The organism is Acuticoccus mangrovi, from assembly GCF_016411865.1.
Lineage (GTDB): Bacteria > Pseudomonadota > Alphaproteobacteria > Rhizobiales > Amorphaceae > Acuticoccus > Acuticoccus mangrovi.
Genome location: NZ_JAEKJA010000001.1, coordinates 217,011 through 241,397, shown reverse-complemented (window position 1 = coordinate 241,397; position 24,387 = coordinate 217,011). Strand labels below are relative to the sequence as shown.

35 protein-coding genes and 1 pseudogene are annotated in these 24,387 nt (G+C 66.4%); 7 read left to right on the top strand and 29 right to left on the bottom strand.

The genetic code is table 11. The features are described 5' to 3' along the window. Window positions 1-75 precede the first annotated feature (75 nt). The 7 genes from JCR33_RS01145 (at window position 76) to JCR33_RS01115 (ending at window position 6,098) form a co-directional block, all read left to right on the top strand. Window positions 76-2,814 (top strand): caspase family protein, encoded by a 2,739-nt coding sequence (locus JCR33_RS01145; RefSeq protein ID WP_198880164.1) that lies wholly within the window; start codon window positions 76-78, stop codon window positions 2,812-2,814. Between the two features lies 1 nt (window position 2,815). Further along, window positions 2,816-3,145, top strand: a complete 330-nt coding sequence (locus JCR33_RS01140; RefSeq protein ID WP_198880163.1) for an AtpZ/AtpI family protein — start codon at window positions 2,816-2,818, stop codon at window positions 3,143-3,145. A gap of 57 nt (window positions 3,146-3,202) precedes the next feature. Then, window positions 3,203-3,967: a F0F1 ATP synthase subunit A gene (locus JCR33_RS01135; protein ID WP_198880162.1), complete on the top strand. Its 765-nt coding sequence runs from the start codon at window positions 3,203-3,205 to the stop codon at window positions 3,965-3,967. A 46-nt stretch (window positions 3,968-4,013) separates the two neighbouring features. Beyond that, entirely contained in the window at window positions 4,014-4,241 is a 228-nt protein-coding gene (locus JCR33_RS01130; protein ID WP_198880161.1) for a F0F1 ATP synthase subunit C, read from the top strand. Between the two features lie 19 nt (window positions 4,242-4,260). Further along, window positions 4,261-4,893, top strand: coding sequence for a F0F1 ATP synthase subunit B (locus JCR33_RS01125; protein WP_198880160.1), 633 nt, complete (start codon window positions 4,261-4,263; stop codon window positions 4,891-4,893). Then, complete coding sequence (locus tag JCR33_RS01120; RefSeq protein ID WP_198880159.1) at window positions 4,886-5,371, top strand: F0F1 ATP synthase subunit B family protein; 486 nt, start codon at window positions 4,886-4,888, stop codon at window positions 5,369-5,371. The genes JCR33_RS01125 and JCR33_RS01120 overlap by 8 nt, the downstream gene beginning before the upstream one ends. Window positions 5,372-5,594: 223 nt before the next feature. Continuing rightward, the gene (locus JCR33_RS01115; protein ID WP_198880158.1) at window positions 5,595-6,098 is read left to right on the top strand and encodes a YciE/YciF ferroxidase family protein; all 504 of its coding nucleotides are present in this window, start codon (window positions 5,595-5,597) and stop codon (window positions 6,096-6,098) included. Between the two features lie 80 nt (window positions 6,099-6,178). On the opposite strand, the gene rplQ is transcribed toward JCR33_RS01115, so the two are convergent. The 29 genes and pseudogenes from rplQ to fusA all read right to left on the bottom strand — a co-directional run bounded on the left by rplQ (window position 6,179) and on the right by fusA (window position 24,363). Further along, entirely contained in the window at window positions 6,179-6,598 is a 420-nt protein-coding gene (rplQ, locus tag JCR33_RS01110; protein ID WP_198880157.1) for a 50S ribosomal protein L17, read from the bottom strand. A 105-nt stretch (window positions 6,599-6,703) separates the two neighbouring features. Then, a complete protein-coding gene (locus JCR33_RS01105; RefSeq protein WP_332461089.1) occupies window positions 6,704-7,729 on the bottom strand; it encodes a DNA-directed RNA polymerase subunit alpha in 1,026 nt (341 codons plus the stop codon). Between the two features lie 61 nt (window positions 7,730-7,790). Continuing rightward, window positions 7,791-8,180, bottom strand: a complete 390-nt coding sequence (gene rpsK / locus JCR33_RS01100; protein WP_075219881.1) for a 30S ribosomal protein S11 — start codon at window positions 8,178-8,180, stop codon at window positions 7,791-7,793. Between the two features lie 52 nt (window positions 8,181-8,232). After that, window positions 8,233-8,601, bottom strand: a complete 369-nt coding sequence (rpsM, locus tag JCR33_RS01095) for a 30S ribosomal protein S13 (protein WP_198880155.1) — start codon at window positions 8,599-8,601, stop codon at window positions 8,233-8,235. Window positions 8,602-8,826: 225 nt separating this feature from the next. Next, the gene (locus JCR33_RS01090; protein WP_198880154.1) at window positions 8,827-9,414 is read right to left on the bottom strand and encodes an adenylate kinase; all 588 of its coding nucleotides are present in this window, start codon (window positions 9,412-9,414) and stop codon (window positions 8,827-8,829) included. Then, complete coding sequence (gene secY / locus JCR33_RS01085) at window positions 9,411-10,742, bottom strand: preprotein translocase subunit SecY (protein WP_198880153.1); 1,332 nt, start codon at window positions 10,740-10,742, stop codon at window positions 9,411-9,413. Before secY ends, JCR33_RS01090 begins: the two co-directional genes overlap by 4 nt. 291 nt (window positions 10,743-11,033) lie before the next feature. Then, window positions 11,034-11,513, bottom strand: coding sequence for a 50S ribosomal protein L15 (gene rplO / locus JCR33_RS01080; protein WP_198880152.1), 480 nt, complete (start codon window positions 11,511-11,513; stop codon window positions 11,034-11,036). Then, window positions 11,514-11,744 (bottom strand): 50S ribosomal protein L30, encoded by a 231-nt coding sequence (rpmD, locus tag JCR33_RS01075; protein ID WP_198880151.1) that lies wholly within the window; start codon window positions 11,742-11,744, stop codon window positions 11,514-11,516. It lies immediately after the preceding gene. Continuing rightward, window positions 11,744-12,340: a 30S ribosomal protein S5 gene (gene rpsE, locus JCR33_RS01070; protein ID WP_198880150.1), complete on the bottom strand. Its 597-nt coding sequence runs from the start codon at window positions 12,338-12,340 to the stop codon at window positions 11,744-11,746. Before rpsE ends, rpmD begins: the two co-directional genes overlap by 1 nt. A gap of 46 nt (window positions 12,341-12,386) precedes the next feature. After that, on the bottom strand, window positions 12,387-12,749 hold the full coding sequence (gene rplR / locus JCR33_RS01065) for a 50S ribosomal protein L18 (protein WP_198880149.1): 363 nt from the start codon (window positions 12,747-12,749) through the stop codon (window positions 12,387-12,389). Further along, window positions 12,746-13,279, bottom strand: a complete 534-nt coding sequence (gene rplF / locus JCR33_RS01060) for a 50S ribosomal protein L6 (RefSeq protein ID WP_198880148.1) — start codon at window positions 13,277-13,279, stop codon at window positions 12,746-12,748. Before rplF ends, rplR begins: the two co-directional genes overlap by 4 nt. Before the next feature lie 10 nt (window positions 13,280-13,289). Beyond that, complete coding sequence (gene rpsH, locus JCR33_RS01055) at window positions 13,290-13,688, bottom strand: 30S ribosomal protein S8 (protein ID WP_198880147.1); 399 nt, start codon at window positions 13,686-13,688, stop codon at window positions 13,290-13,292. 12 nt (window positions 13,689-13,700) lie between these two features. Further along, complete coding sequence (gene rpsN, locus JCR33_RS01050) at window positions 13,701-14,006, bottom strand: 30S ribosomal protein S14 (RefSeq protein ID WP_198880146.1); 306 nt, start codon at window positions 14,004-14,006, stop codon at window positions 13,701-13,703. A gap of 9 nt (window positions 14,007-14,015) precedes the next feature. Beyond that, window positions 14,016-14,594 carry a 50S ribosomal protein L5 gene (gene rplE, locus JCR33_RS01045; RefSeq protein ID WP_198880544.1) on the bottom strand — a complete coding sequence of 193 codons (579 nt, stop codon included), beginning with the start codon at window positions 14,592-14,594 and terminating at the stop codon, window positions 14,016-14,018. Between the two features lie 4 nt (window positions 14,595-14,598). Continuing rightward, window positions 14,599-14,916 (bottom strand): 50S ribosomal protein L24, encoded by a 318-nt coding sequence (rplX, locus tag JCR33_RS01040; protein WP_198880145.1) that lies wholly within the window; start codon window positions 14,914-14,916, stop codon window positions 14,599-14,601. After that, window positions 14,917-15,285 (bottom strand): 50S ribosomal protein L14, encoded by a 369-nt coding sequence (rplN, locus tag JCR33_RS01035; RefSeq protein ID WP_198880144.1) that lies wholly within the window; start codon window positions 15,283-15,285, stop codon window positions 14,917-14,919. Between the two features lie 228 nt (window positions 15,286-15,513). Further along, a pseudogene (gene rpsQ / locus JCR33_RS24775) lies at window positions 15,514-15,759 on the bottom strand (30S ribosomal protein S17); the annotation flags it as partial. Between the two features lie 10 nt (window positions 15,760-15,769). Next, entirely contained in the window at window positions 15,770-15,982 is a 213-nt protein-coding gene (gene rpmC, locus JCR33_RS01025; RefSeq protein WP_198880142.1) for a 50S ribosomal protein L29, read from the bottom strand. A 3-nt stretch (window positions 15,983-15,985) separates the two neighbouring features. Continuing rightward, the gene (gene rplP, locus JCR33_RS01020; RefSeq protein ID WP_198880141.1) at window positions 15,986-16,399 is read right to left on the bottom strand and encodes a 50S ribosomal protein L16; all 414 of its coding nucleotides are present in this window, start codon (window positions 16,397-16,399) and stop codon (window positions 15,986-15,988) included. A 12-nt stretch (window positions 16,400-16,411) separates the two neighbouring features. Then, window positions 16,412-17,122: a 30S ribosomal protein S3 gene (gene rpsC, locus JCR33_RS01015; RefSeq protein ID WP_198880140.1), complete on the bottom strand. Its 711-nt coding sequence runs from the start codon at window positions 17,120-17,122 to the stop codon at window positions 16,412-16,414. Next, window positions 17,122-17,502: a 50S ribosomal protein L22 gene (gene rplV / locus JCR33_RS01010; protein ID WP_198880139.1), complete on the bottom strand. Its 381-nt coding sequence runs from the start codon at window positions 17,500-17,502 to the stop codon at window positions 17,122-17,124. Before rplV ends, rpsC begins: the two co-directional genes overlap by 1 nt. Next, complete coding sequence (rpsS, locus tag JCR33_RS01005) at window positions 17,502-17,780, bottom strand: 30S ribosomal protein S19 (protein ID WP_198880138.1); 279 nt, start codon at window positions 17,778-17,780, stop codon at window positions 17,502-17,504. Before rpsS ends, rplV begins: the two co-directional genes overlap by 1 nt. Further along, complete coding sequence (gene rplB, locus JCR33_RS01000; RefSeq protein ID WP_198880137.1) at window positions 17,781-18,614, bottom strand: 50S ribosomal protein L2; 834 nt, start codon at window positions 18,612-18,614, stop codon at window positions 17,781-17,783. 4 nt (window positions 18,615-18,618) lie between these two features. Further along, window positions 18,619-18,915, bottom strand: a complete 297-nt coding sequence (locus JCR33_RS00995) for a 50S ribosomal protein L23 (RefSeq protein WP_198880136.1) — start codon at window positions 18,913-18,915, stop codon at window positions 18,619-18,621. Further along, window positions 18,915-19,574: a 50S ribosomal protein L4 gene (gene rplD, locus JCR33_RS00990; RefSeq protein WP_198880543.1), complete on the bottom strand. Its 660-nt coding sequence runs from the start codon at window positions 19,572-19,574 to the stop codon at window positions 18,915-18,917. Before rplD ends, JCR33_RS00995 begins: the two co-directional genes overlap by 1 nt. Beyond that, on the bottom strand, window positions 19,574-20,392 hold the full coding sequence (rplC, locus tag JCR33_RS00985; protein WP_198880135.1) for a 50S ribosomal protein L3: 819 nt from the start codon (window positions 20,390-20,392) through the stop codon (window positions 19,574-19,576). The genes rplD and rplC overlap by 1 nt, the downstream gene beginning before the upstream one ends. A gap of 80 nt (window positions 20,393-20,472) precedes the next feature. Beyond that, window positions 20,473-20,781, bottom strand: coding sequence for a 30S ribosomal protein S10 (gene rpsJ / locus JCR33_RS00980; protein ID WP_198880134.1), 309 nt, complete (start codon window positions 20,779-20,781; stop codon window positions 20,473-20,475). Window positions 20,782-21,015: 234 nt separating this feature from the next. Beyond that, window positions 21,016-22,206, bottom strand: coding sequence for an elongation factor Tu (tuf, locus tag JCR33_RS00975; RefSeq protein ID WP_198880133.1), 1,191 nt, complete (start codon window positions 22,204-22,206; stop codon window positions 21,016-21,018). An 81-nt stretch (window positions 22,207-22,287) separates the two neighbouring features. Next, window positions 22,288-24,363 (bottom strand): elongation factor G, encoded by a 2,076-nt coding sequence (gene fusA, locus JCR33_RS00970; protein WP_198880132.1) that lies wholly within the window; start codon window positions 24,361-24,363, stop codon window positions 22,288-22,290. Window positions 24,364-24,387: the final 24 nt, after the last annotated feature.

The window sequence follows — 24,387 nt, the reverse complement described above, 5'->3', positions numbered from 1 at the left end:
GCCCAACGCGCCCGCCGGGCGCGTGGCCCACGACAGAAACGAGGCCCCCTCCAGCGGCCACCAGAGGTTCGCATCATGACCCGAAGCTGCACAGGCCATCTCCTCCGTCGCGCTGTCCTCCTCCTCGTCGCCCTTTGCCTCGCCGTCCCCGCCCTCGTCGCTCCCGCCTTCGCTGAAGGCAGTGCGATCCGCGAGGCGATCGCCGCCGGCGACAAGCGCTACGCCCTCCTCGTCGGCGTCGGCGCCTACACCCACACCCCGCCGGTGAAGTTCGTGAAGGAGAATCTCGACGCGGTCGAACGCGCGATGCGCGACGTGCTCTTCGTGCCCGAAGCCCATATCCGCCGCATCAGTGATCCCGACGCGGTGGACCTCCTGGCCGCCTTCGGCTTCGAGAGCGGAGCGCCGGGCGATTTCGGCGGCCTCGACATCACCCAGCCCGACGCCGAGCTCTTCGTCTACTTCGTCGGCCACGGCTCGCGCGACCTGCGCGCCGCCGGCACCTCGTCGGCCGCCGAATCGGAGGGCTTCCTGCTCGCCCGGAACTCGCGCCCCAACGCACTGAGCCAGACCGCCTATTCCTACGACACGCTGATCGCGAACCTCGACGCCTTCCAGAAGGCGCGCTTTCCTGAGGGCCGCGTGGTGCTCTTCCTCGAAAGCTGCTTCTCTGGCGAAACCAACGACGGCCAGTCGCTGAGCAACACCATGGGCCCGATGATCGCCCCGCCGGTGGGCCTCGACCCGCCCGAATCCTCGCACGACGTCATCACCTTCGCCGCGGCCGGCGCCGACACACCCGCCTACTGGGACGAGGAACGCGGCCAGGGCCTCTTCACCGACGCGCTGGTGAAGGGCATCACCGGCCGCGCCGACGCCGCGACGGGCAACAGCGACGGCACGGTCACGCTCGACGAGATGGCGAGCTGGCTCTCGGTCTCCGTTCCCGCCCGTGCTCGCGCCCTCTCCAAAGGCAATCAGCGACCCCAGGCGACGGCGATCACCGACTCCCCCCTCTTCGCCCTCTACAAGGCGCCGGCGCCCGAGCCGAACATCCTGATCGAATTCGAGGTGCAGGACTTCCGCGACCGCACCGAGGAGGTCGATCGCCACGACATGGCCGCCCTGCGGACCCTCCACGAGGAGCTCGTTCGCTTCATGGACGAGTGCGGCGACGCCTGCCGCCCCTACCTCGCCGAGCTCGTGACCATGCGCGACGAGCTCGCCAACAAGCGGCGGCGCTGCGAGGCGGCAACCACCATGGTGGGCCGCCTCCTGGAGCGCAACGCTTACGACCGGATCGCCGCCTTCGACGAGATCTGCGCGCCGGCGGAGATCGTCAGGGCCTGCGTCGGTGACGGCACGGCCGATTCGCCCGCCTGCCGATGCCTTGCCGATTCGACGGGCGCGGCGTGCGGCCTGCCGCCCGAGGCCGACTGCAGCGCCGATCTCGCCAAGGCGCGCGAGGCGGCGCTCTCGTCCGGCAGCCTCGAGCCCATCGCCGCCTACGAGGCCGCAGCGCGCGCCTGCGTCGAGGCCGACCCGGCCGCCGTCGCCGCCGCCCGCGCCGACGTCTGCGCCGCGGGCGAGGCCGCCCTCTCCGGCGGCACCATCCCGCCCGGCCTCGCCGAGTGCCCGTTCGCCGCCGACGCCGCGGCCAAGGCCGACGCGGAGGTCGCGATGGCCGAGGCCTGCCGTGCCTCCTATGCCGACGCGCGCGCCGTCGACGACCCGGCGCCGCTCGCCCGCTTCATCGCCGAATCACCCACCTGCCCGCAGCGGGCCGAGGCGACGGCCCAGCGCGACCAGCGAATCGCCGACGCCATGGCCGCCGCCGACGCCGTCGCCTCCGACGCCGAACGCCAGCAAGTCCGCACCGAGCTGACGGCGCTGCGCCAGGCGTTCGGCACCCAGCTCTCCGAAGCCGCCCTCGCCCGCATCGACGACACTCTCGACGGGCTCGATCGGGTCCCCTGCGCCGTCGCCGCCCGCGAGGCGCAGCGTCGCGGCACCGCCGGCCTCGAGGATTTCGTGGCGAGCCGCCCCGAGTGCCCGGAGGTGAGGGAGGCACGCGCGAGCCTCGACGCCGCGCGCTGCACCCGCGACTTCGACCGGATCGACGCGACGGACACCGCGGGCCTCTTCAACTTCATCGACACCCACTCCGACTGCTCCAGCGGGGTGTGGAGCGCGAAGGCTCGGCTAGAGCAGCTCGCCACCCAGTGCCTGCACGAGGCCGGCCGCGTCGAGGACAGCGACCCGCGCGACGCGATCTCGCGCTATCGCCAGTGCGATTCGACCTTCGGCTTCGAGCTGTCGTGGGTGGGCAAGGAGGCGACGAGCAGCATCGACCGGCTGCAGCGGCTCAGCTTCTGCCGCGATTCGCTCGCCTCGCTCGGCAACGACAAGGCCGCGCTGGAGCGATTCGTGCAGCGCTCCAGCGGCCAATGCCCGGCCGAGGCGCTGATCGCCCGACAACGCCTCGCAAATCTCACCCCACCCTCGCCGGACGGAAACTATCTCGGCACCCGCGGCTACACCGACCGCGGCCGCAAGAGCCCCAACCGGTCCTGCCTCAGCCGCTACGAGTTCAACGTCACCGTGCGCAACGGCGTCATCACCTTCTACAGCGACAACCGCTCCTGGCGCGGCGACGTGGGTGCGGACGGCAGCATCAGCCTGTCGCGCAGCGGCATCTCGCCACCCCCCAACCATGAGACGTGGATCAACGCCCGGATCCAGAATGGCCAGGCGGACGGCACGCTCTACAATGCCTATTGCGGGGGCGGTTATTTCAGGCTGACACGGCAGTAGGATGGCTGAGGACGATTTCGAAGAACGGCGCGAGCGGCTGAAACGGCAGCTCGCCGCCCACAAGCAGGCCGAAGAGGCCGAGAAGGCGCGCGAGCAGCGCTCGTCCATGGCCGGCTATGCCGCGGCTTTTCGCCTCTCGACGGAATTCATCAGCGCCATCGTCGTCGGCCTCGCCCTCGGTTATCTCGCCGATTGGGGGCTCGGAACCACGCCCTGGCTGATGATCGTCTTCCTTCTTCTGGGCTTTGCGGCCGGGGTCCTCAATGTTTTGCGATCAGCGGGCTTGATTCAATCGCCGCAAATCGGCAAGAGACCCCACGACGGGCGCTGACGCATCCGCACAATCGCATTTTGCTCCGCCGGAGCAGCTAACCGACGGGACCAATACGTGGCGACAGAAGGCGGCGGGCTCGACCCCATCCACCAGTTCGAAGTTAAGCCGCTGATCGACATCGATGTCGGCGGTGTGGACCTGTCTTTCACCAACGTTTCCTTGTTCATGCTGGTGGCGACCGCGCTCACCATCGCGCTGATGCTTCTGCCGACCAACCGCCGCGCCCTGGTGCCGGGACGCTGGCAGAACGTCGCCGAGCTCGCCTACGAGTTCTCCGGCAACATGCTGCGATCCTCGGCCGGCGCCGGCGGCATGCGCTTCTTCCCGCTGGTGTTCTCGCTGTTCATGTTCGTGCTGATCGCGAACCTCCTCGGCATGTTCCCCTATTTCTACACCATCACCAGCCAGCTCATCGTGACCTTCGCGCTGGCGATGGTGGTGATCCTGACGGTGGTGATCGCCGGGCTGCGCATGCACGGCCTGTCCTTCTTCGGCGTGTTCGTGCCCTCGGGCGTGCCGGCCTACATCGTCCCGCTGGTGTCGGCGATCGAGGTGATCTCCTTCCTGTCGCGGCCGATCAGCCTCTCCGTCCGTCTCTTCGCCAACATGCTCGCCGGCCACATCATGCTGAAGGTGTTCGCCGCCTTCGTGGTGTCGATGAGCGCGTTCGGCGCCGTCGGCGTGATCGGCGCCGTCCTGCCGCTCGGCATGACGCTCGCCATCACCGCGCTGGAATTCCTCGTCGCGGGCCTTCAAGCCTACGTCTTCGCCGTGCTCACCTGCATCTATCTGAACGATGCAGTGCACCCCCACCACTAATCTTCCCCAAGCGCAGAACTGAACGCGCAATCTCAAGGAGCCCCCCATGGAAGCGGAAGCTGCCCGTTATCTTGGTGCCGGTCTGGCCTGTTTCGGCCTCGGCTTCACCGCGATGGGCCTCGGCAACATGTTCGCCAACTATCTCTCCGGTGCCCTGCGCAACCCGTCCGCTGCCGACGGTCAGTTCGGCCGGCTCATCTTCGGCTTCGCGGTGACGGAAGCGCTCGGCATCTTCTCGCTGCTGATCGCCCTCCTCCTCCTCTTCGCCGTCTAAGCGAGAAGACAGCACCGTGATGTCGATCGTCTTGGCACAGGCAACGTCCGACGGTGGCCACGCGACGCCCGCTGCCGGCCACAATGTCGAGGTCCCCTTGCCGTCACAGCACGCCCAGGTGGACGTCCCCCTTCACGGGGGCAGCGGCTCGGAAAGCCTGTTCCCGCCGTTCGACGTCAACGCCTTCCCCTCGCACCTCTTCTGGCTCGCGATCGCGTTCGGTATCCTCTTTTTCTTCGTCAACCGGCTGGTGGTGCCGAAGGTTGGCGGAATCATCGAGGACCGGCGCGATCGGATTGCCAGCGATCTCGGCGAGGCGAGCCGCCTCGCCCGCGAGACCGACGAGGTGATCGCCGCCTACGAGAGCGAGCTCGCCACTGCGCGTCACAACGCCTACGCCATCGCGCAGGAACGGCGTGAGGCGATCAAGGCCGAGCAGGCGCGCCAGCAGGCCGAGACGGAGGCGACCCTCGCCGCTCGCATCGCCGAAGCGGAGACGGAGATCGCCGCCCGTCGCGACGCCGCCCTCGCGGACGTCACCACCATCGCGGTGGAGGCGACGCAGGAGATCGTGGGGCTTCTCAGCAAGGCTCCGGCGAGCGCCAAGGAAGCCGAAGCCGCCGTGAAGAAGGCGGAGGCCAAGAATGTTTAGTACCGATACTTTCTGGGCCTTCATCGGCCTCGTCCTCTTCTTCGTGGTCGTCGTCGCCGTCGGCGCCCCGCGCAAGATCCTCGCCATGCTCGATACGCGGACCGATCGGATCCGCACCGAGCTCGACGAGGCGCGCAAGAGCCGGGAGGAGGCTCTGGCCCTTCTCGCCGAGTACCAGCGCCGTCGTCGCGACGCCGAAGCCGAGGCCGAAGCGATCCTCGAAGAGGCCCGCAAGGAAGCGCGCCGCATGACCGAGGAAGCGAGCGAGAAGCTCAAGGACATGGTGGAGCGCCGCACGAAGGCCGCCGAGGCGAAGATCGCTCACGCCGAGAGCCAGGCGATCTCCGAGGTCCGTGGCCGTGCCACCGACCTCGCCGTCGCCGCCGCCGCCAACCTCCTGGCGAAGAAGGTGAGCGGCACGGTCGCCACCAAGATGATCGACGACTCGATCTCCACGGTCCGCCAGCGGCTCAACTGAGCCCCGTCGGCTAAGCCCGATCGACGGGCCGCGCTGGCGGCCCGTTCTCCCCTCTTCGGCGTCCCAGCACGGCGCCAGGCCATCGCGGACCGGCCGGCACCCATGGTCTCGTCGGCGGAACGACCCTCCACCGCATTGCGTTTTTCCCTCTGAACGCACCTGGCGTCGCGCCCATGTCGAGCGCGTTCTTGTTGCCCGGTGTCAGACCAGAGGAGAGTCCCCGATGGGTCTGTTCAGCAAAGACATCCGAACGATGGACGACCTTTTCGTCCATACCCTCCGCGACATCTACTATGCGGAGCATCAGATCGCGAAGGCACTGCCGAAGCTCGCCGACCAGGCGGTCGACCCGGCCCTGAAGTCAGCCTTCACCTCCCATCTCGCCGAGACCGAGGGTCAGATCGCGCGGCTCGAGAAGGTGTTCGAGCTCCACGGCGTCACCGCCAAGGGCGTCACCTGCGACGCTATCGACGGGATCCTCAAGGAGGCCCACTCGGTCGCCGGCGAGGTCGCTGATGGAGCCGTGCTCGATGCGGCGATGCTCGCCGCGGCGCAGGCCGTGGAGCACTACGAGATCAGCCGCTACGGCACCCTCGTCGCCTGGGCCCAGCGGCTCGGACGCGCCGACTCGGCCGCCCTCCTCAACCAGACGCTCCGGGAGGAGGAGGCGACCGATCAGCGCCTCACGGCGATCGCCATGGGCCAGGTGAACCGCCAGGCCGCCTGACGGCCGCGCATCGCTGCGCAAAAAAGAAGGGGCCGCATCGCTGCGGCCCCTTTTCGATTCTCGAGCGTTGAGGATGCGGCTCAGCCGGCCTCTTCCATCTCCGCCTCATGGCGGGCGCGATCTTCCGCGCCACGCGCCTCGACGTCGCGGTCGACGAACTCGATCACCGCCACGGCGGCGTTGTCGCCGTAGCGGAAGCCCGCCTTCATGATGCGCGTGTAGCCGCCGTTGCGCTCGGCGTAGCGGGGGCCGATCACCTCGAACAGCTTCGCCACCATGTCCTTGTCGCGGATCTTGGAGATGGCCTGACGGCGGGCGTGGAGATCGCCGCGCTTCGCGAGTGTCACGAGGCGCTCCACGAAGGGACGCAGTTCCTTCGCCTTCGGCAGCGTCGTGATGATCTGCTCGTGCTTGATCAGCGAGGCCGACATGTTGGCGAACATCGCCAACCGGTGGCTCGACGTGCGATTGAGCTTACGACCTGACTTCTTGTGACGCATCGCGTCCCCCTTGTTGGATGATGCCGGGCGCTCCGGCGTTCGCGCATCGCGGGCTCATGCGAGCCGGCGAAGGCCGCGGCGGGTGTCCGTCGCGGCCCGAAACGATCAGTAGTGGTGGTCCTCGTAGCGCTTGGCCAGCTCCTCGATGTTGTCGGGCGGCCAGTTCGGCACTTCCATGCCGAGGTGCAGCCCCATCTGCGCGAGGACTTCCTTGATCTCGTTCAGCGACTTGCGGCCGAAGTTCGGGGTGCGGAGCATCTCCGCCTCGGACTTCTGGATGAGGTCGCCGATGTAGACGATGTTGTCGTTCTTCAGGCAGTTGGCGGAGCGCACCGAAAGCTCCAGCTCGTCCACCTTCTTGAGCAGCGCCGGGTTGAAGGCGAGTTCCGGAACGTCCTCCTGAACCTCGGGCTTGGTCGGCTCCTCGAAGTTCACGAAGATCGACAGCTGATCCTGCAGGATGCGCGCGGCGTAGGCCACAGCGTCCTCCGGCGACAGCGAGCCGTCGGTCTCCACCTGCATGGTGAGCTTGTCGTAGTCGAGCACCTGGCCCTCACGGGTGTTCTCCACCCGGTAGGACACCTTGCGCACCGGCGAGTAGAGGCTGTCCACCGGGATGAGACCGATGGCGGCATCCTCGGGCCGGTTGCGATCGGCCGGGACGTAGCCCTTGCCGGTGTTGACGGCGAACTCCATGCGGATGTCCGCCCCCTCGTCGAGCGTGCAGAGCACGTGCTCGGGGTTGAGGATCGACACGTCGCCCACGGTCTGGATGTCGCCGGCCGTCACCTGGCCGGGGCCCTGCTTGCGCAGGACCATGCGCTTCGGCCCCTCGCCCGACATGCGGACGGCGATTTCCTTGACGTTGAGGATGATATCGGTGACATCCTCACGCACGCCGGACATGGACGAGAACTCGTGCAGCACGCCGTCGATCTGGACGGACGTCACCGCCGCGCCCTGAAGCGAGGACAACAGCACACGGCGCAAGGCGTTGCCCAGCGTCAGACCGAAGCCACGCTCGAGCGGCTCGGCGACGACGGTGCCGATGCGCTTCGGGTCGTAACCGGGGGTTACGTCGAGCTTGTTGGGACGAATCAGCTCCTGCCAATTCTTCTGGTTGGTCGTCACGGGTGATTGCCTCATGGTTTGCCCGCGACCCGGATGGTCTCGGGCGGTCGCGACGAAAGCGTCAGACGCGGCGGCGCTTGGGGGGGCGGCAGCCGTTGTGCGGGATCGGCGTCACGTCACGGATCGAGGTGATGGTGAACCCGGCGGCCTGGAGCGCGCGCAGGGCGGACTCGCGACCGGAGCCCGGCCCCGTCACTTCCACCTCGAGGGTGCGCATGCCGTGCTCGGAGGCCTTCTTGGCGGCGTCCTCGGCGGCGACCTGCGCGGCGTACGGGGTGGACTTGCGCGAGCCTTTGAAGCCCATGGCGCCCGAGGACGACCACGAAATGGCGTTGCCCTGCGCGTCGGTAATGGTGATCTTCGTGTTGTTGAAGGACGCGTTCACGTGGGCGATGCCCGACGTGATGTTTTTCCGCTCCCTGCGCCGAACGCGCGTGGCTTCCTTCGCCATTCAGTTCCTCACTTCAGCGAGCTGCGGCTCTCGATGAGCCGGCTCGAAAAAATTACTTCTTCTTGCCGGCAATCGGCTTCGCGGGACCCTTGCGCGTGCGCGCGTTGGTGTGGGTACGCTGACCACGCACCGGAAGACCGCGGCGGTGACGCAGACCGCGATAGCAGCCGAGATCCATCAGCCGCTTGATGTTCATCGCCGTCTCGCGACGCAGGTCGCCTTCCACGATGTAGTCCCGGTCGATGACCTCGCGCACATGAAGCACTTCCGCGTCGGAAAGTTCATTCACGCGGCGCTCCGGCGCGATGTTCACCTTCTCGATGATCTCATTCGCCTTTGCCGACCCAATGCCATGAATATACTGCAGCGCAATGACGACGCGCTTGTTCGTCGGAATGTTAACGCCTGCGATACGAGCCACTTTGCCTCCACTGCCGGTCCCGCTGCCGGCCGAATTCTATCACGGACCCCTACCCCCTGTCCGCCGCAACAACAAGCAACAGGCTGGCTTCGCCGTGGGCAACGGCGGGGCCAGCCATGACGCTGTGGGGTGTGGTCCCTAACCGGACGCGCGGCCGCACCGATGCTCCGCGACTCCTCCAGTTAAGGTGCCTGCCTAGCGCGGTGCAAGACCCGCGTCAAGCTTTTATCCAGCCGCCTGTGCTTCCGCAAGCACCGCCTGAATTTCGGCGGCGACGGTCTCGATGTCTTGCATACCGTCCACAGATACGAGCTTGCCCGTCTTGCCGTAATGCTCCACGAGCGGCGCCGTCTGCGCATGGTAGACCGACAGCCGATGCTTGAGCGCCTCGACGGTGTCGTCGTCGCGCACCGCACCGCCCGATTCGCGGACGCGGTTCTCGACGCGCGCGGCGAGCGCCGCCTCGTCCACCTCGAGCTCGACCACGGCGTCGAGATCGAGACCGTGCTCCTTGAGCATGACCTCCAGCGCCTCGGCCTGTGCCACGGTGCGGGGGAAGCCGTCGAGGATGAAGCCGTTGGCGCAATCGGGCTCGGTGATCCGGTCCGATACGATCTGCACCACCACTTCGTCCGGGACGAGGTCGCCCCGGGCCATGATGTCCTTCGCCTTGAGCCCGACGGGCGTTTCCGCCTTCACGGCGGCGCGCAGCATGTCACCTGTGGACAGTTGCGGAATGCCCTGGCTCGCCATGAGCTTCTTGGCCTGCGTGCCCTTTCCGGCGCCCGGCGGGCCCAGGAGGATCAGTCTCATCGGCGTTTTCCCTTCAGCTTGGCCTTCTTCACGAGCCCCTCGTACTGATGCGCCAGGAGATGGCCCTGGACCTGCGCGACGGTATCCATCGTCACGCTCACAACGATCAGCAACGATGTGCCACCGAAATAAAACGGCACCGCGGTGGCTGAAATCAAGAACTCTGGGATGAGACAGATGATGACCAGATATGCAGCTCCGAGCACGGTGATGCGCGTCAGCACATAATCGATGTACTGCGCCGTGCGCTCGCCCGGCCGGATGCCGGGAATGTAGCCACCGTGCTTCTTGAGGTTATCCGCCGTGTCGGCCGGATTGAACACGATCGCCGTGTAGAAGAAGGAGAAGAAGATGATCAGGCTCGCGTAGACCAGCATGTAGAGCGGCTGGCCGTGCCCGAGCAGCGCCTGGATGGTGCCGACGATGCCGCCGCCCGAGCTCTGCGAGAAGCTCGTCAGCGTCGCCGGCACGAGAAGCAGCGAGGACGCGAAGATCGGCGGGATGACGCCCGAGGTGTTGAGCTTCAGCGGCAGGTGGGACGAATCCCCCTGGAACATGCGGTTGCCCACCTGACGGCGCGGATACTGGATCAACAGCCGCCGCTGCGCCCGCTCCACGAACACGATGAACGCGATCACCGTCACCGCCATGAGGATGACGAGGAGGATGATCGGCGTCGACAGGGCGCCCTGTCGGCCGAGCTCCAGCATGCCCGCCACCGCCGCCGGCAGCTCGGCGATGATGCCCGCGAAGATGATCAGCGAGATGCCGTTGCCGACGCCGCGCGAGGTGATCTGCTCACCGAGCCACATCAAGAACATGGTGCCGCCCACGAGGGTGAGGACGCTCGTGAAGCGGAAGAACCAGCCCGGATCGGTGACGATGCCGCCCGCACTCTCGAGCCCCACGGAAATGCCGTAGGCCTGCACCGTGGCGAGAATCACCGTGCCGTACCGGGTGTACTGGTTGATCTGCTTCCGGCCCTGCTCGCCCTCCTTCTTCAGCGCATCGAGCTTCGGCACCACGGTGGTGAGGAGCTGGATGATGATGGAGGCGGAGATGTAGGGCATGATGCCGAGCGCGAAGATCGCCATACGACCCACCGCGCCGCCGGCGAACACGTTGAACAGCCCGATCAGCCCCGACTGGGCCTGGTCGAACGCCTGCTGCAGCGCCACGGGATCGATGCCCGGCAGCGGGATGTAGGTGCCCAGACGGTAGACGACCAGCGCGCCCAGGGTGAACCAGATGCGCTTCTTCAGCTCGTCCGCCTTGGCGAACGCCTTGAAGTTCAGATTGGAAGCAAGTTGCTCGGCGGCTGACGCCATTCGTGGCTCCGATGTTGTCCGATGCTCCGGGTGCGCCGTCCCCCGGGCGGTCACATCCGTGCGCCTTAGCGCAAACGTCGCACGGTGTCACGACCTCGTCCCGGATGACCGATGCCGCGTGCCGTCGCGACGAACGAAGAAAGAAAACGGGCGGAGAAGCGGCCCTCCCCGGCAGCCCCTTCCATGTGACGGCGCGCGACCCGAAACGCAAGCGCCCGCCGCAAACCCTCACAGGGACGCGACGGGCGACACCTCCATCGGCACGGCGCAGCGCCGCGCCGGATCGGTGAACTACTCCGCCGCGGCGGCCTTCACCACGAGCTTCTCGACCGAGCCGCCCGCCTTCTCCACCGCGTCCACGGCCGCCTTGGAGGCGCCCGCGACCTGCAGCTTCAGGGCGCTCGTCAGCTCGCCGTCGGCGAGCACCCGCACACCGTCCTTCTTGCGGCGCAGGAGGCCGGCCGCCACCAGCGTCTCCACGGTGATGGTCTCACCCGCGTCGAGCTTGCCGGCGTCCACGGCCTGCTGCAGCTTGCCGAGGCTCAGGATGTTGAAGTCCTTGGCGAAGATGTTGTTGAAGCCACGCTTCGGCAGGCGCATGTGGATGGGCATCTGCCCGCCCTCGAAGCCTTTGATGGCGACGCCCGAACGCGACTTCTGACCCTTCACACCACGGCCGGCGGTCTTGCCGCGGCCGGAGCCGATGCCTCGACCGAGGCGGCGGCGCGACTTCACCGCGCCAGGATTGTCCCGCAAATCGGAGAGCTTCATCTACTCCTCCACGATCCGGACAAGGTGCTGCACCTTGCCGATCATCCCGCGCACGGCCGGAGTATCCTCCAGCACGCGACGGCGATGCATCTTGTTGAGGCCGAGACCCTTGAGGGTCTGGCGCTGCACGTCGGGCCGGCGGATCGGGCTGCCGATCTGCTCGACCGTGATCACCGGACGGCCGGCCGCCTTCGCGGCCTCCGCCCCTTTGGTCACGCGAAAGTCGGGCATCAGGCCATCTCCGCCTGGCTGTCGGCGTCCGCCTCGGCCGGGGCGTCGCTGTCGGCGTCACGGCGCCGCGCCTGCAGCGCCGACACCTTGAGCCCGCGACGGGCCGCCACGGAACGCGGCGAATCCTGATCCTTCAGCGCCTCGAAGGTGGCACGGACCATGTTGTAGGGGTTCGAGGAGCCGAGCGACTTCGCCACGATGTCGTGGATGCCGAGCGTCTCGAACACCGCACGCATCGGACCGCCGGCGATGATGCCGGTACCCGCCGGCGCCGCGCGCAGGAACACCTTGCCGGCGCCCCAGCGGCCCGCCACGTCGTGGTGCAGCGTCCGGCCTTCGCGCAGCGGCACGCGGATCAGCGAACGCTTCGCCGAGTCCGTCGCCTTGCGGATCGCCTCCGGCACCTCACGCGCCTTGCCGTGACCGAACCCGACCCGCCCCTTCTGGTCGCCCACGACGACCAGAGCGGCGAAGCCGAAGCGCCGGCCACCCTTCACCACCTTCGCCACACGGTTGATGTGGACGAGCTTGTCGGTGAACTCGTTGTCCTCTTCGCTGCGATCGCGCCGTCCGCGACCTCTGCGTTCCTCAGCCATCACTTAACCCTTTCCCGGTCGTCCGGTTTGTCCGCTGCACCGGGTGTTAAAAATCGAGACCAGCCTCGCGGGCCGCGTCCGCGAGAGCCTTGAGCCGGCCGTGATAGAGCCGACCGCCGCGGTCGAAGATCACCTTCTCGACACCGGCCGCCTTGGCCCGCTCGGCAATCAGCGCGCCCACGCGCGCCGCCGCCGCCGTGTCGGCACCGGTCTTCAGTTCGTCCTTCAGCCCCTTCTCCAGCGTCGACGCGGACGCGAGGGTGCGCCCCGCGGCGTCGTCGATCACCTGAGCGTAGATGTGCTGCGACGAGCGAAACACGGAAAGGCGAGCGCGGCCATAAGCGGCCGCCTTGAGATGACGGCGAACGCGCGCGCGACGCCGATCGGAGCGAATGCGTTCCCGGCTCACTTCTTCTTACCTTCCTTGCGCACGATGGTCTCGTCCGCATACTTCACGCCCTTGCCCTTGTAGGGCTCCGGCGGACGCCATTTGCGGATCTCGGCCGCGACCTGGCCCACACGCTGCTTGTCGATGCCCGACACGACGATCTCCGTCGGCTTCGGGCACTTGATGTCGATGCCGTCGGGGATCGCATACTTCACGTCGTGCGAGTAGCCGAGCGCGAGCACCAGATCCTTGCCCTGCACCGAGGCGCGATAGCCGACGCCGTTGATCTGGAGGGCCTTGGAGAAGCCGTCCGTCACACCGGTGACGAGGTTCGCGACCATGGTGCGGGAGAGACCCCACATCGCGCGCGCCCTCTGCTCGTCCTTCACCGGGTCGACCTTGATGCCGCCGTCGGTCTCCTGCACCGCCACGAGATCGGGCACCGTGAAGGAGAGCTCCCCCTTCGGTCCCTTCACCGTGACCGTCTGACCGTCGATCTTGGCGGTGACCCCCTTCGGGATCGGCACCGCCAGCTTGCCAATTCGTGACATGCCCGCTCCCTTAGAAGATCTGGCAGAGCACCTCGCCGCCGACATTCTCGTCGCGGGCCTGATGCTCACTCATGACGCCCTTCGACGTCGACAGGATGGAGATGCCGAGGCCGTCGCGCACCCGCGGCAGCGTCGTCACCGACGAGTACACCCGGCGACCGGGCTTCGACACGCGCTTGATCTCGCGGATCACGGGCGTGCCGTCGTAGTACTTCAGCTCGATGTCGATTTCGGAACGCCCATTGTCGTGGGTCGTCACGGTGTAGCCGCGAATATAACCCTCGGCCTTCAGAACGTCGAGCACGTTGGTGCGCAGCTTGGAGCCCGGAGACTGCACCGACGACCGCTTGCGCATCTGCGCGTTGCGGATCCGGGTCAGCATATCGCCGAGAGGATCGGTCAAGTTCATTCTCGGATCCCCTTACCAGCTCGACTTGACCAGGCCGGGGACCTTCCCGGCCGAGCCCAGCTCGCGCAGCGCGATACGGCTCATCTTGAGCTTGCGGTAATAGGCCTTGGGACGGCCCGTCACCTCGCAACGATTCTTCACCCGGGTCGGAGCAGAGTTGCGCGGCAGCTCGGCGAGCTTCAGCTGCGCCGCGAACCGCTCCTCCATCGGGAGCTCTTTGTTCTTCGTGATGTCGAGAAGCTCCGCGCGCTTCGCAGCGTACTGGTCAACCAGCTTGCGCCGCTTCGCGTTGTTCTCGATCTTGCCCTTCTTGGCCATTCTCGCCCCTTACGTCCGGAACGGAAAGTTGAACAGACGCAGCATTTCGCGCGCCTCGTCATCCGTCTTGGCGGTGGTCGCCACAATGATATCCATGCCCCAGACCTGATCGACCTTGTCGTAGATGATCTCGGGGAACACGAGGTGCTCCTTCACGCCGCAGGCGAAGTTGCCGCGACCGTCGAAGCTCTTCGGGTTGAGACCGCGAAAGTCCTTCACCCGCGGCAGCGCGATGGTCACGAAGCGGTCGAGGAACTCGTACATCTTCTGCCGGCGCAGGGTGACCTTGCAGCCGAGCGGCATCTGCTCGCGGACCTTGAAGCCCGCGATCGAGTTCTTCGCCCGCGTCATCACCGGCTGCTGACCGGCGATCAGCGCCAGGTCGCGCATGGCCGACTGCACCTTGCGGGTGTCGTTGACCGCCTCGCCGACGCCCATGTTGAGGACGACCTTGTCGATGCGCGGCAGCATCATGACGTTGGAGTAGTTGAACTTCTCCTGGAGGTCGGGCACCACCTTCTCGCGGTAGAGCTTGGCGAAGCGCGGCTCGTAGCCTTCCGGCAGACCGGTGGTCTCGGCCGCATCCATCACATCAGCCATCGATCACCTCCCCCGAACGCTTGGCGAACCGCACCTTGGTGCCGTCATCGTTGACCCGGAAGCCGACGCGCGTCGGCTTGCCGTCCGTCGGATCGGCGAAGGCGAGGTTCGACAGCTGGATCGGCGCGGCCTTGGCGATGATGCCGCCCTCGGTCTGCGCCGTCTGACGCTGGTGGCGCTGCACCGTGTTGACGCCGGAGACGATGGCGCGGCCTTCCTTCGGCAACACCGACAAGACCTCGCCGGTCTTGCCCTTGTCGCGTCCGGCGAGGACCACGACCCGGTCGCCCTTCTTGATTTTCGCGGCCATCTAGAGAACCTCCGGCGCGAGCGAAACGATCTTCATGTGGTTCGAGGCGCGAAGCTCGCGGGGCACGGGGCCAAAAATGCGGGTGCCGATGGGCTCTTTGTTGTTGTTGACGAGAACCGCCGCGTTGCCGTCGAAGCGAATCACCGACCCGTCGGGCCGCTTGATGTCCTTCGCCGTCCGCACGACCACGGCCTTCGCCACGTCGCCCTTCTTGACGCGCCCGCGCGGAGAAGCCTCCTTCACCGACACCACGATGATGTCGCCGACGGAAGCATATTTCCGCTTCGAGCCGCCCAGCACCTTGATGCACATGACCCTACGAGCGCCCGAATTGTCGGCAACGCTAAGGTTAGTTTGCATCTGGATCATACTATCGTCTTTCGTTGAGACCGCGTCGGCCTCGGTTGTCCTCCGTGCCTGGCGATCCTGGTCAATCCCCGGCGCGGTCGGCGCCTCGTCCTGAGCGGACGGCCGTCAAGCCGTCCCGCCCCCGGCCTCCGCGGCGGCCTCGGCCACCTTGGCGATCTCGGCATTGTCGGCACCAGCCGCCGACGCCGCGGCAGCGGCGGCCTGGGCCTCCGCATCCGCACGGATGAGCTCACCCGCAGGGGTCAGCGCGCCGATGACCCGCCAGCTCTTCAGCTTGGAGATCGGCCGGCACTCCTCGATCCGCACGCGATCACCGATGTGATAGCGATTGGTCTCGTCGTGCGCGTGGTAGTGCTTCGACCGGCGAACGGTCTTCTTCAGGAGGGGGTGCGAGAACCGGCGCTCGACCTGGACGACGATCGTCTTGTCGCCCTTGTCGCGGATCACGTTGCCCTCGAGGGTACGCTTCGGCATCTTGGCCCCCTTACTCGGCCGCCGCCGCAGCGGATTCCGCGCGGCGCTGGCCAAGGATGGTCTTGATCCGCGCGATGTCGCGGCGGATCGTGCGAACCCGCGCCGTATTCTCCAGCTGCCCGGTGGCACGCTGGAAGCGAAGGTTGAACTGCTCTTTCTTCAGGTCGCGAAGCTCGTCGACGAGCTCGTCCGACGTCTTCGCCCGAATCTCTTCCGGTCGCATGGCCTACTCCGCAATGCGCTGGACGAAGCGCGTCTTGATGGGAAGCTTGGCGCTGGCAAGGCGCAGAGCCTCGCGTGCCACGTCCTCCGACACGCCGTCGATCTCGAACATGATCCGCCCGGGGTGCACCCGCGCGGCCCAATATTCGACCGAGCCCTTGCCCTTACCCATGCGCACCTCGGTCGGCTTCTTCGACACCGGCACGTCCGGGAAGATGCGGATCCACACCCGGCCCTGACGCTTCATGTGACGCGTCATGGCCCGGCGGGCCGCCTCGATCTGCCGCGCGGTGACCCGCTCCGGCTCCATCGCCTTCAGGCCGTAGGCGCCGAAGTTGAGGTCCACCCCACCCTTCGCCACACCATGGATGCGGCCCTTGTGCTGCTTGCGGAACTTGGTCCGCTTCGGCTGCAACATTACTCCGCTCCCTTAGCGATCGTCGCCGCGACGGCGGCCCGACGAACCCTGGTTCGACGCCTCGGTGGCGCGCCGCTCGGACGCCATCGGGTCGTGCTCCAGGATCTCGCCCTTGAAGATCCACACCTTGACGCCGCAGGTCCCGTAGGCGGTCTCAGCGACGGCGGTGCCGTAATCGATGTCGGCGCGCAGCGTGTGGAGCGGCACGCGACCTTCGCGATACCACTCCGTGCGTGCGATTTCCGCACCGCCGAGCCGGCCGCCGCAGTTGATGCGGATGCCGCCGGCGCCCATGCGCATCGCCGTCTGCACCGCGCGCTTCATGGCGCGGCGGAACGCGATGCGGCGCTCGAGCTGCTGCGCGATGGACGCCGCCACCAGCGTGGCGTCGACCTCGGGCTTGCGCACCTCGACGATGTTGATGTGCACCTCGGAGTCGGTCATCGCCGACACCGCCTTGCGCAGACGGTCGATATCGGCGCCCTTCTTGCCGATCACAACCCCCGGACGCGCCGAATGGATCGTCACACGGCACTTCTTGTGCGGGCGCTCGATCACGATCTTGGAAACGGCGGCCTGCTTCAGCTCCTTCATGAGCATCGCGCGGATCGCGAGATCCTCGTGCAGCAGCTTGCCGTACTCGCCGCCCTCGGCGTACCAGCGCGAATCCCAGGTGCGGTTGATGCCGAGCCGGAGCCCGATCGGCGAAACTTTCTGACCCATCAGGCGGCCTCCTCAACTTCGCGAACGACGATCGTGAGGTGCGAGAACGGCTTCTGGATGCCGCCCACACGACCGCGACCGCGGGGCCGAAAGCGCTTCATCACGAGCGCCTTGCCCACATAGGCTTCCTTCACGACCAGCGCGTCGACGTCGAGGTCGTGGTTGTTCTCCGCGTTGGCGATCGCCGACTCGAGCGTCTTCTTGACGTCGACCGAGATGCGCTTGCGCGAGAATTCGAGCTCCGCGAGCGCCTTCGCCACGGGCTTGCCACGGATCATGGCCGCCACGAGGTTCAGCTTCTGCGGGCTGACACGAATCATCTTGTTGACCGCGCGTGCCTCGGTGTCGGCGAGGGCGCGGGGGCGCTTTGCCTTACCCATTACTTCCTCTTCGCCTTCTTGTCGGCGCCGTGGCCGTAGTAGGTGCGGGTCGGCGAGAATTCGCCGAACTTGTGGCCCACCATGTCTTCGGTCACCATGACCGGCACATGCTTCTGACCGTTGTAGACGCCGAACGTCAGACCCACGAAGTGGGGCAGGATGGTCGAACGCCGCGACCAGATCTTGATGACCTCGTTGCGACCGCTCTCGCGGACCTTTTCCGCCTTCTTCAGGAGGTATCCGTCGACGAACGGACCTTTCCAGACTGAGCGAGTCATTTACTTCTTCCGTGCGTGCCGCGAGCGGACGATGAACTTGTCCGTCGACTTGTTGGAGCGGGTGCGCTTGCCCTTGGTCGGCTGGCCCCACGGGGTGACCGGGTGGCGGCCGCCCGAGGTGCGACCCTCACCACCGCCGTGCGGATGGTCGAACGGGTTCATCGCGACACCGCGGGTCTGCGGGCGACGGCCGAGCCAGCGCGAGCGACCCGCCTTCGACATGTTGGTGTTCGAGTTGTCGGGGTTCGACACCGCACCGCAGGTCGCAAGGCACGCGCCCGGAACGCGACGCTGCTCGCCCGACTGGAGACGCAGGATCGCATAGCCCTGGTCGCGGCCGACGAGCTGCGCGTAGGTGCCGGCCGAGCGGGCGATCTGGCCACCCTTCATCGGCTTCATCTCCACATTGTGGATGATGGTACCGACGGGGATCGACGACAGCGGCATCGCGTTGCCCGGCTTCACGTCCACCTTCTCGCCCGAAATCACCGTGTCGCCGACGGCGAGACGCTGCGGGGCGAGGATGTAGGCGAGCTCGTCGTCCTCATACTTGATGAGGGCGATGAAGGCCGTGCGGTTGGGGTCATACTCGAGACGCTCGACCGTGCCCGGCACGTCGAACTTGCGCCGCTTGAAGTCGATGATGCGGTAGGTGCGCTTGTGCCCGCCACCACGATGGCGGCTCGTCTTGCGACCCACGTTGTTGCGACCGCCGGACTTCGTCAGACCCTCGGTGAGCTGCTTGACGGGGGCACCCTTGTGGAGCCCGTCGCGCTTCACGATGATGAGCTGACGCTGACCCGGCGACGTCGGCTTGTACGCTTTCAATGCCATTGGATCAGAGCCCCGTCGTCACGTCGATGTGCTGACCGTCGAGGAGCGTCACGACAGCGTGCTTCACGTCCGACTGGCGTCCCTTGACGCCGCGGAAGCGCTTCACCTTGCCCTTGCGCACCAGCGTGTTGACGGCCTTGACCTTGACCGAGAAGAGCGCCTCGACGGCGGCCTTGATCTCGGGCTTGGTGGCCGTCTTCGCCACGCGGAAGACGATCTGGTTGTTCTCGGACGCCTCGGTCGACTTCTCGGTGATCACCGGCGACACGATGACGTCGTAGTGGTTGAGCGCGATGGCCATCAGTTGGCCTCCCCTTCGGCCTCGGCCGCCTCGGCCTTCACGCCGGAGAAGCGTGCCTCGATGCCTTCGACGGCCGCGCGCGTCAGCACCAGCTTCTCGCGCCGCATGATGTCGTAGACGTTGAGCCCGGTGACCGGCAGCACGTCGATGAGCGGAATGTTGCGCGCCGCCTTGGCGAAGTTCGCCTCGACGCTGCCATCGATGATCAGCGCGTTCGCAAGGCCGAGCGCCTTGAACTGGGACACCAGGGCCTTGGTCTTGGCCTCGCCGACGGTGGCGCTGTCGAGCACGATCAGGTCGGCGCCCTTCGCCTTCGCCGACAGGGCGAGCTTCAGGCCGAGCGCGCGCACCTTCTTCGGCAGCTCGTGGGCGTGGTCACGGACCTTCGGGCCGTGCGCCTTCGAGCCGCCGCGGAACTGCGGCGCCTTCTTGTCGGAATGGCGGGCGCGGCCCGTCCCCTTCTGGCGGTACATCTTCTTGCCGGTGGCGTTGATCTCGCCGCGCGTCATGGACTTGTGGGTACCGGCCTGGCGGCGTGCCAGCTGCCAGCGCACCACGCGGTGGAGAATGTCCGCGCGAGGCTCCAAACCAAACGTCGCGTCGGGCAGACTGATCGTGCCCGCGTCCTCACCGGCGAGCGTTTTGACCTGAATGTCCATCACGCGTCACCCTTGTTCGCATCGTCATCCGCCGCGGGGGTCTCGGTGACCTCGGCGGGCGCAGCCGTCTCTTCGGCGGCGGCTGCCTCGGCAGCAGTCACCTCGGCGGCCGTCACGGTCTCGTCCTCGGCCGCCTCGTCGGTCGGCAGGCGAAACGCACCCGGCATCGCCACGCCCTCAGGCAGCGCGCGCTTCACCGCGTCGCGCACCATGATCCAGCCGCCCTTGGAGCCCGGCACCGAGCCCTTCACGAGGAGCAGACCGCGCTCGACGTCGATCTTCGCCACCGTGAGGTTCTGCGTGGTCACCCGCTCGGAGCCGAGATGACCGGCCATCTTCTTGCCCTTGAACACCTTGCCGGGGTCCTGGCACTGGCCGGTGGAGCCGTGCGAGCGGTGCGAGATCGACACGCCGTGCGAGGCGCGCAGACCACCGAAATTGTGCCGCTTCATGGCACCGGCGAAGCCCTTGCCGATGGAGGTGCCGGTCACGTCCACGAACTGGCCCGGCATGAAGTGGTCGGCGGTCAACTCCGCGCCCACCTCGATCATCGCGTCCTCGGACACGCGGCACTCCGCCAGCGTCCGCTTCGGCTCCACGTTCGCCTTCGCGAAGTGGCCGCGCATGGCCTTCGTCGTGTTCTTGGCCTTGGCGCGGCCGGCGCCAAGCTGGAGCGCCACGTAGCCGTCACGCTCGGTCGTGCGCTGCGCCACGACCTGGCAGCCATCCAGCGCCAGCACCGTCACGGGCACGTGCTCGCCCGCATCGTTATAGATGCGGGTCATCCCGATCTTCTTTGCGATGATCGCCGAACGCATCGCTCTACCCTTCTGCCCTCAGGCCTCATCAAAACTCGGAACGCCCCGTCCCGGGGCGTCATTCACGTGGTCGGTCAAGCCTAGAGCTTGATCTCCACATCGACGCCGGCCGCGAGGTCGAGCTTCATCAGCGCGTCCACCGTCTGGGGCGTCGGATCGACAATGTCCAACAGACGCTTGTGCGTCCGGATCTCGAACTGCTCGCGGCTCTTCTTATCGATGTGCGGCGAACGGTTCACGGTGTAGCGTTCGATGCGGGTCGGCAGCGGCACGGGGCCGCGGACCTGCGCACCCGTGCGCCGCGCCGTCTGCACGATCTCCCTGGTGGAGGAGTCGAGCACACGATGATCGAACGCTTTCAGACGTATGCGAATATTCTGGTTCATCACGCTCTTCTTGCACCCGCCGCAACGGACGACACCGCCTGCCCGGTCCCCCTCTTGGGAACCGACAGACCTATGAATCACACTCAGTGGCTGACGCTCCATCAAGAGGAGCGGCGCGGAACTTAATCAATGCCCACGCCAATTGCCAGCGATTTCTCGGCCCGAATGTCAAAAAGATGACATCCGATAGAAAGGGGCGCGGCCAGAAGCCGCGCCCCTCCTTTGCAGCGCTCGAGCTTACTCGATGATCGAGGCGACGACGCCCGCGCCCACCGTGCGACCACCTTCGCGAATGGCGAAGCGGAGCTGCTCCTCCATGGCGATCGGCTGGATCAGCTCGACGTTGATCTCGACGTTGTCGCCCGGCATCACCATCTCGGTGCCTTCCGGCAGCGTCACCACACCCGTCACGTCGGTCGTGCGGAAGTAGAACTGCGGACGGTAGTTGGTGAAGAACGGGGTGTGACGACCGCCCTCTTCCTTGGTCAGGATGTAGGCCGACGCCTTGAACTTCGTGTGCGGCGTCACCGAGCCCGGCTTGCAGAGCACCTGGCCACGCTCCACGTCGTCGCGGCCGATACCGCGCAGCAGCGCGCCGATGTTGTCGCCCGCCTGGCCCTGATCGAGCAGCTTGCGGAACATCTCCACGCCCGTGACGGTGGTCTTGGCGGTGTCCTTGATGCCGACGATCTCGACTTCCTCGCCCACCTTGACGATGCCGCGCTCGACGCGGCCGGTCACCACGGTGCCGCGACCGGAGATCGAGAACACGTCTTCGATCGGCATCAGGAAGGCGCCGTCGATCGGACGCTCCGGCTCCGGAATGTACGCGTCGACTTCCTTCATCAGCTCCAGGATCGCGTCGTGGCCGATCTTCGGATCGGAATCCTCGAGCGCGGCCAGCGCCGACCCCTTCACGATGGGGATGTCGTCGCCCGGGAACTCGTACGAGCTGAGGAGCTCACGCACCTCGAGCTCGACGAGCTCCAGGAGCTCCTCGTCGTCGACCTGGTCCACCTTGTTGAGGAACACCACGATCGCCGGCACGCCGACCTGACGGGCGAGCAGGATGTGCTCGCGGGTCTGCGGCATCGGGCCGTCGGCGGCCGACACCACCAGGATCGCGCCGTCCATCTGCGCCGCGCCGGTGATCATGTTCTTCACATAGTCGGCGTGGCCCGGGCAGTCGACGTGGGCGTAGTGGCGGTTCTCGGTCTCGTACTCCACGTGAGCCGTGGAGATCGTAATGCCGCGCGCCTTCTCTTCCGGCGCCGCATCGATCTGGTCGTACGCCTTGAACGTCGCGCCACCCGTTTCCGCCAACACCTTCGTGATCGCCGCCGTCAGCGACGTCTTACCATGGTCGACGTGACCGATGGTACCGATGTTCAGGTGCGGCTTGCTGCGGTTAAACTTCTCCTTCGCCATTGGCGATCTCCACTATCCTCTTAGGTCTGGCGCTGGCGCTAGATTTTTTGGGGAATACCGCCCGATTCGGACGGCGCTGGGTCAGGCGTACTTGGCCTGAACTTCTTCCGCAACAGCCTGCGGAACTTGTTCGTAGTGATCGAACTGCATCGTGTACTGCGCACGACCCTGGGTCATCGAGCGCAGGTTCGACACATAGCCAAACATGTTGGCGAGCGGCACGAAGGCGTTCACCACCGAAGCGATGCCGCGGGTCTCCGTACCCTGGATCTGGCCGCGACGGGAGTTGATGTCACCCATCACGGTGCCGGCAAACTCGTCCGGCGTCACCACCTCGACCTTCATGATCGGCTCGAGGAGCTTGGGCTTCGCCTTCTGACAGCCCTCGCGGAACGCCGCGCGGCCCGCGATTTCGAAGGCGAGCACCGAGGAGTCGACGTCGTGGTAGGCGCCGTCGATGAGGCGCGCCTTGATGTCGACCATCGGGAACCCGGCAATCGGTCCGGAGGTGAGAACGGACTGGATGCCCTTCTCGACGCCCGGGATGTATTCCTTCGGCACCGAGCCGCCGACGATCTCGGAAGCGAACTCGAAGCCGGCCCCCGCCTCGTTCGGCTCGATCACGAGCTTCACGCGGGCGAACTGACCCGACCCACCCGACTGCTTCTTGTGGGTGTAGTCGATCTCGGCCGAGGACGTGATCGTCTCGCGATACGCCACCTGCGGCTGACCGATGTTCGCCTCGACCTTGAACTCGCGCTTCATGCGGTCGACCAGAATGTCGAGGTGAAGCTCGCCCATGCCCGAGATGATGGTCTGACCCGATTCGGGGTCCGACTTCACCCGGAAGGACGGGTCTTCGGCCGCCAGGCGGTTGAGGGCGAGGCCCATCTTTTCCTGGTCCGACTTGGTCTTCGGCTCGATCGCGATGTCGATGACCGGATCCGGGAACTCCATCCGCTCCAGGATCACCGGCGAGTTCGGATCGCACAGCGTGTCGCCCGTGGTGGTCTCCTTGAGACCGGCGAGCGCCACGATGTCGCCGGCATAGGCGATCTTGATCTCTTCGCGCGAGTTCGAGTGCATCTGCAGCATGCGGCCGACGCGCTCACGCTTCTCCTTCACCGTGTTCATCAGCGTGCCACCCTGCTCGAGCACGCCCGAGTAGATGCGGCAGAAGGTGAGCGTGCCCACGAACGGGTCGTTCATCACCTTGAAGGCGAGCATCGCGAGCGCCGCCTCGTCCGACGAGCGGCGCTTCACCGGCTCTTCGGTCTTGGCGTCGATGCCGCGGATCGACTCCACGTCCACCGGAGACGGCAGGTAGTCGACGACGGCGTCGAGCAGCGGCTGCACGCCCTTGTTCTTGAAGGCCGAGCCGGTGAGGATCGGCACGAAACTGTTGTCGATGGTGCCCTTGCGGATGAGCGCCTTGAGGGTCGCCTCGTCGGGCTCGTTGCCCTCGAGGTAGGCTTCCATCGCCGCCTCGTCGAGCTCAACCGCGCTCTCGACGAGCTTCTCGCGATACTCCTGCGCCTGGTCCACGAGGTCGGCCGGGATGTCGACATAGTCGAACTTCGCGCCCAGCGACTCGTCGTGCCAGATGATCCCCTTCATCTTCACGAGGTCGACCACGCCCTTGAAGTCGGTCTCGGCACCGATGGGGAGCTGGAGAACGATCGGGTTGGCGCCGAGGCGCTCCTTGATCATCTCGAGGCAGCGGAAGAAGTCCGCGCCGGTCTTGTCCATCTTGTTGACGAAGATCATCCGCGGCACCGAGTATTTGTCGGCCTGACGCCAAACGGTCTCGGTCTGCGGCTCCACGCCGGCGTTGGCGTCGAGCAGCGCGATGGCGCCGTCGAGCACGCGCAGCGAACGCTCCACCTCGATGGTGAAGTCCACGTGGCCCGGGGTGTCGATGATGTTGAGCCGCTTGTCCTGCCAGAAGCAGGTGGTCGCGGCGGAGGTAATCGTGATGCCCCGCTCTTGCTCCTGCTCCATCCAGTCCATCGTCGCCGCGCCATCGTGCACTTCGCCGATTTTGTGGCTGCGGCCCGTGTAGAACAGGATGCGCTCGGTCGTGGTCGTCTTCCCGGCATCAATGTGCGCCATGATGCCGAAGTTACGATAGTCTTCGATTTTGTGCGTGCGGGACATGATGCTCTCGGAAATTCGGGGTGA